At 57.2% G+C, this 4435-nt stretch carries 9 protein-coding genes and 2 pseudogenes; all 11 read left to right on the top strand.

The genetic code is table 11. The features are described 5' to 3' along the window. Window positions 1–1140, top strand: a 1140-nt coding sequence (locus tag AX018_RS24365; protein ID WP_146749461.1) for an RHS repeat-associated core domain-containing protein, incomplete at its 5' end; no start/stop codon positions are given. A gap of 2 nt (window positions 1141–1142) precedes the next feature. Further along, window positions 1143–1613 (top strand): hypothetical protein, encoded by a 471-nt coding sequence (locus AX018_RS25065; protein WP_146749460.1) that lies wholly within the window; start codon window positions 1143–1145, stop codon window positions 1611–1613. Between the two features lie 191 nt (window positions 1614–1804). Further along, window positions 1805–2080, top strand: coding sequence for a hypothetical protein (locus AX018_RS24360; RefSeq protein WP_146749459.1), 276 nt, complete (start codon window positions 1805–1807; stop codon window positions 2078–2080). Further along, window positions 2077–2157: pseudogene (locus AX018_RS26055) on the top strand (hypothetical protein); the annotation flags it as partial. The gene AX018_RS24360 and the pseudogene AX018_RS26055, both read left to right, overlap by 4 nt. Before the next feature lie 117 nt (window positions 2158–2274). Further along, on the top strand, window positions 2275–2736 hold the full coding sequence (locus tag AX018_RS24355; RefSeq protein ID WP_245951837.1) for a hypothetical protein: 462 nt from the start codon (window positions 2275–2277) through the stop codon (window positions 2734–2736). Continuing rightward, the gene (locus AX018_RS24350) at window positions 2733–2933 is read left to right on the top strand and encodes a CPCC family cysteine-rich protein (RefSeq protein WP_111882815.1); all 201 of its coding nucleotides are present in this window, start codon (window positions 2733–2735) and stop codon (window positions 2931–2933) included. Before AX018_RS24355 ends, AX018_RS24350 begins: the two co-directional genes overlap by 4 nt. Before the next feature lie 62 nt (window positions 2934–2995). Next, window positions 2996–3130 carry a hypothetical protein gene (locus AX018_RS25970; RefSeq protein ID WP_281269575.1) on the top strand — a complete coding sequence of 45 codons (135 nt, stop codon included), beginning with the start codon at window positions 2996–2998 and terminating at the stop codon, window positions 3128–3130. Beyond that, a pseudogene (locus AX018_RS26050) lies at window positions 3078–3236 on the top strand (HYD1 signature containing ADP-ribosyltransferase family protein); the annotation flags it as partial. The gene AX018_RS25970 and the pseudogene AX018_RS26050, both read left to right, overlap by 53 nt. A 1-nt stretch (window position 3237) precedes the next feature. Then, on the top strand, window positions 3238–3531 hold the full coding sequence (locus AX018_RS24340; protein ID WP_111882813.1) for a DUF6881 domain-containing protein: 294 nt from the start codon (window positions 3238–3240) through the stop codon (window positions 3529–3531). Between the two features lie 99 nt (window positions 3532–3630). After that, on the top strand, window positions 3631–3969 hold the full coding sequence (locus AX018_RS24335; protein ID WP_146749458.1) for an RHS repeat protein: 339 nt from the start codon (window positions 3631–3633) through the stop codon (window positions 3967–3969). A gap of 4 nt (window positions 3970–3973) precedes the next feature. After that, window positions 3974–4435, top strand: a 462-nt coding sequence (locus tag AX018_RS24330; protein WP_111882818.1) for an IS5 family transposase, incomplete at its 3' end; no start/stop codon positions are given.

The following is a 4435-nucleotide window of genomic DNA, read 5'->3' as shown; positions in this document are numbered from 1 at the left end:
TTCAAGCGCGACGCGCGGCTCTCGGGCGCAGACAACCCGGCCATCACGCAGCAGACGGTGTATGCGGAGGACGGCATCGGCAGCACGGTGCTGGGGCAGTATGGCAACCGCCGAAGCGGCGACAGCGCGGCCCCCCCAGGCGAGACGGACAGCACGGAGGTGATCTGGCTGCCGACGGCGACGGGCCCGATGCCGGTGGCCGCGCAGATCAACGGGAGGCTGTATGCGATCGATGCGGACCACCTGAACACGCCGAGGCGGCTGACCAATGCCCAAGGCCAAGTCGTGTGGCAGTGGCTGATCACGGGATTTGGAGAGGCGAACCCGACCACCGGGGCGACGGGCTATGCGCAGAGCGGGGAAAGCGGGCTGCGCAGCTACGGCGAAGCAGTGCGGTTCGACCTGCGGTATCCGGGGCAGGTGTGGGACGAGGAGACGGGGCTGAGCTACAACCTGCATCGGTACTATGACCGGGAGTCGGGGAGGTATATCCAGGCGGACCCGATCGGGCTGGGGGGCGGGTGGAATCGGTTCGGATATGTGGGTGCAGATCCACTCAATGCGGTGGACCCGGATGGATTGCATCCTCTGTTGATGGGTATGGCCAACGTCGCCACGCGCATTTACAGCATGGCCCAGGGCGCGCTGTACCGGTATGCGCCAGCGCTGACGGAGTTCATTGCGGGCGCCTCGGGCGTCAACGGGGCGGTGGTGTCGCCCATGAGCCCGCTGGTGGCGCAGATCCCGACGACGGTGTCGCGGATGACGCCTGTGGCGCAGGGGATTGCGCACGGGATGGAGTCTGGGGCTTACTGTTCGCGTGCATCACTGGGACTCTCTAGCTCCGAAACTAGCGTCATCCTTTCTTCTGCACAGGAAGCGTACAAAGGTAGCACTGTTGTTGGTCATGCTCTTTCTAAACATGCCGGCCGCAATCCTGAGACATGGGGAAGTATGACGGGATCTATGAAAACATGGAATAACCAAGGTGTGTCCCATCTAAATGATGTGATTCGTGCTCCAGGGAGTTTTGCAGAGCAGGTTAATGGCAATGGGCTTGTGTTTTTGGAAAAAAGACTCCCCGATGGTCGTGGTGTGCGACTTAACATGGATGGATCATTTAAAGGATTTCTGGACTAATCATGAATGGATTGATTGAGCTGGTCTTTGATGGGATTTCGGTCCATTATATTAATGGTCTGGTGTGTGAAATAATTCAACAGGGAAATATTCTTGAGATAACTGGTACCGAAGTGGGAGCGATTGATGCATCGCGGCTCGAACATGAGCTGGTGAGCATGTTGAGAAACTGCCTGGTACCGGCATCTATGTTTTTGAAAGTTGATTTGATAGAGGTTGGAGGGGTTGGTATATCAAGTCCGTTATTGCGTATTTTGAGCTTTGAAGGTAAGGGGGAATTGGCTGTGTTGTTTGAGGCTTCTGATATTGATGAGGCTTCTAGGAATGATGCTGCGATTAAGCTCGCTGATGGCGCTAGATCGCTGGCCATCAAAGCACAAGCACATGACTTCTATTGTGGATTTGAGCCGGCAACCGATAGAAAAACTAGACTGTTCTCTGCCAATGAGAGTGGGCCTGTCTTGAATATATGATTTGAGGTATTCGTTGATGCGAACTTTTGATGGATTTCAATAAATATTTTGCGAATATTGCGAAGGGCGAATCTTTGTTGTTGCACGGCCGTTGTTAGTAAAGCACGGGTTAGAGCAGAGTGCAGTAACCGCAGCACCAATGCGGCACCAGCGGGGGAGATTGGCAGCACGGAAGCCATCTGTGGCCGCTGATGGTCCCTTGCCCGACGCCGGTGGCCGCGCAGATCAACGGCCGGCTGCATGCGATCGATGCGGACCACCTGAACACGCCGCGGCGCCTGACCAATGCCCAGGGGCAGGTGGTGTGGCAGTGGCTGGTCACGGGCTTTGGAGAGGCGAACCCGACGACGGGAGCGACGGGCTATGCGCAGGGTGGCGAAACAGGCCTGCGCAGCTACGGCGAGGCGGTGCGGTTCGACCTGCGGTACCCGGGGCAGGTGTGGGATGAGGAGACGGGGCTGGGCTGAGCTACAACCTGCATCAGTACTACGACGCGGGGAGCGGGAGGTATATCCAGGCGGACCCGATCGGGCTGGAGGGCGGGTGGAATCGGTTTGGGTATGTGGGTGGGAATTCGCTGAGCTACACAGACCCCCGTGGCCTATGCTTTGGCCTACTGGCCGTGCCGTGTGCGTGGGCACTTGCCAATGCGCCATGGCTGGTGCCGACCACATTGGGGGTCACTGAAGCCGCGCTGTTCATGACCAGCGGTGCGACATCGCCTGTTTCGTCGGTGCCTGCCATGGTTCCCGCGGCTGTGTCGCGCTTGAGACCTGTTGTTGGGGCGATTCAGGAAGGGGTGGAGTCAGGTGGGTTTTGCGCGGCGCAAGACATAGTGCCGATTTGGTCAGCAACTAAGAGCAAATCAGCAGTTGAAAACGCATTTGGACATTGGAAAAAGCATGCGGCAGAGTTTCCAGAGCTAATCAATTCAAAGCAGTATGTAGAGACCGCAAAGTCTTTGGTGGCTAATCCACCAGCTGATGCCCTTACTAAAGCGCGGGGGGCAGAGATGTTAATTTATGATCAAGCCACTAATACATTTCTAGTACGAGGTGTGAATGGCGCACCTAAGACAATGTTCCGACCAAAAGAAGGGATTAACTATTGGAATCAGCAATGAAAAAATCTTCGGCAGAAAAATTGAATCCGTGTCCATGCTGTGAGCAGTTCACTCTGGGTGAAGTTGGTGCGTATGAAATATGCGATATTTGTGGGTGGGAGGATGATCCAGTTCAATCCTCTGACCCCGATTACGCGGGCGGTGCCAACAATGAAAGCCTCAAAGAAGCAAGGGGACGATGGCAAGCAAAGAAATGACTTGGTGGTCGGCGGTCTCAAATCTGAAATGCAACACCCGGCCCATGAGGTAGGGTGTGAAGATGACGAGAAGATTCCAGCAGTTGCAGCCTGAAGAGCGGGTGATGCTGCAGGCGCTGAAAGAGCAAGGACGGTTCACGATGCTTCATAGGGCAGCCGTTCCAGGGACAGCGATTTACCAATTTTGTCGAAATTGATGTCACTGGCTTGAATGTGGTTAAGGGGCGCGATGGCGTCTTCGTTGTCCCCAACGAGGAAGCACCCAATCTAACGGGGCGAATCATTCGAAGCGGGAGTAATTGACATGAACTACTTGAAGGTTCGCTGGAATCATGCGAATCCAAATGATCCCGTGCTTCTCATGAGCGAGTTGGATGCTGACCGCTACGAGGTCAGGAAAGTGGAAGTTTTTGCAGATAAAAGACTGGGCTTTGCAGGTAAAGATCAATCAAGTGAAAAGACGATTTTGGGTGAGAAGCCTGTACCTTCCGCATCTGATATAGCTGCTGATTCCCAGTTCGTCGTCGAGACACTTGACGCCGAGGAGTTCGAAAAGATATGGCTTGCGGCCGTCTCCGGTTCCCGATGGCAATCCTAGAGACGGCATCGGCAGCACGGTGCTGGGGCAGTACGGCAACCGCAGGAGCAGCGACAGCGCGGCCCCCCAAGGCGAGATGGACAGCACGGAGGTGATCGGTTGCCGACGGCCTCGGGCCCGATGCCGGTGGCCGCGCAGATCAACGAGAGGCTGTATGCGATCGATGCGGACCACCTGAATACGCCGAGGCGGCTGACCAATGCCCAGGGGCAGGTGGTGTGGCAGTGGCTGATCACGGGATTTGGAGAGGCGAACCCGACTATCGGGGCGACGGGCTATGCGCAGAGTGGCGAAGCGGGAGTGCGCAGCTACGGAGAGGCGGTGCGGTTCGATCTGCGGTACCCGGGGCAGGTGTGGGATGAGGAGACAGGGCTGAGCTACAACCTGCATCGGTACGGCTTTGTTGCACAAATCACCCCGGCCACACCGATAGACTGAAGGCGTGACGGAAGCAAAGAGCGAGAGGCGGACCAAGTACCGCACGACGAACTGGAAAGCCTACAACGCAGCGCTGAAGGCGCGAGGATCGTTGACGATGTGGCTGGATGAAGGCATGCAGTGGCTTGGCAAGCCGAACGGCAAGCGCGGGCGCAGCCCGACGTTCTCGGACGCAGCCATCCAGTTTTGCTTGAGCATCAAGTGCCTGTTCGGCCAGCCCCTGCGGCAGGCGCTGGGCATGGTGGACAGCCTGCTGCGGCTGGCCAAGCTGGACTGGCCGGTGCCGGACTTCAGCACGGTGTGCCGACGCCAGAAGACCTTGCAGGTCGAACTGAGCTACCAGCCAAGCAGATCGCCGCTGCAGTTGCTGGTGGACAGCACCGGCATCAAGTTCCTGGGCGAAGGCGAGTGGAAACGCAAGAAGCATGGCGCCGAGTACCGGCGTGAATGGCGCAAGGTCCATTTG

Origin of the sequence: Paracidovorax anthurii, assembly GCF_003269065.1 — a bacterium.
Lineage (GTDB): Bacteria > Pseudomonadota > Gammaproteobacteria > Burkholderiales > Burkholderiaceae_C > Paracidovorax > Paracidovorax anthurii.
This window is presented reverse-complemented; position numbering and strand designations above follow the sequence as displayed.

Coding starts and splice junctions, on each gene's coding strand:
- AX018_RS25065 (WP_146749460.1), top strand. CDS start 1,143: ATGAATGGATTGATTGAGCTGGTCTTTGATGGGATTTCGGTCCATTAT.
- AX018_RS24360 (WP_146749459.1), top strand. CDS start 1,805: ATGGTCCCTTGCCCGACGCCGGTGGCCGCGCAGATCAACGGCCGGCTG.
- AX018_RS24350 (WP_111882815.1), top strand. CDS start 2,733: ATGAAAAAATCTTCGGCAGAAAAATTGAATCCGTGTCCATGCTGTGAG.
- AX018_RS25970 (WP_281269575.1), top strand. CDS start 2,996: ATGACGAGAAGATTCCAGCAGTTGCAGCCTGAAGAGCGGGTGATGCTG.
- AX018_RS24340 (WP_111882813.1), top strand. CDS start 3,238: ATGAACTACTTGAAGGTTCGCTGGAATCATGCGAATCCAAATGATCCC.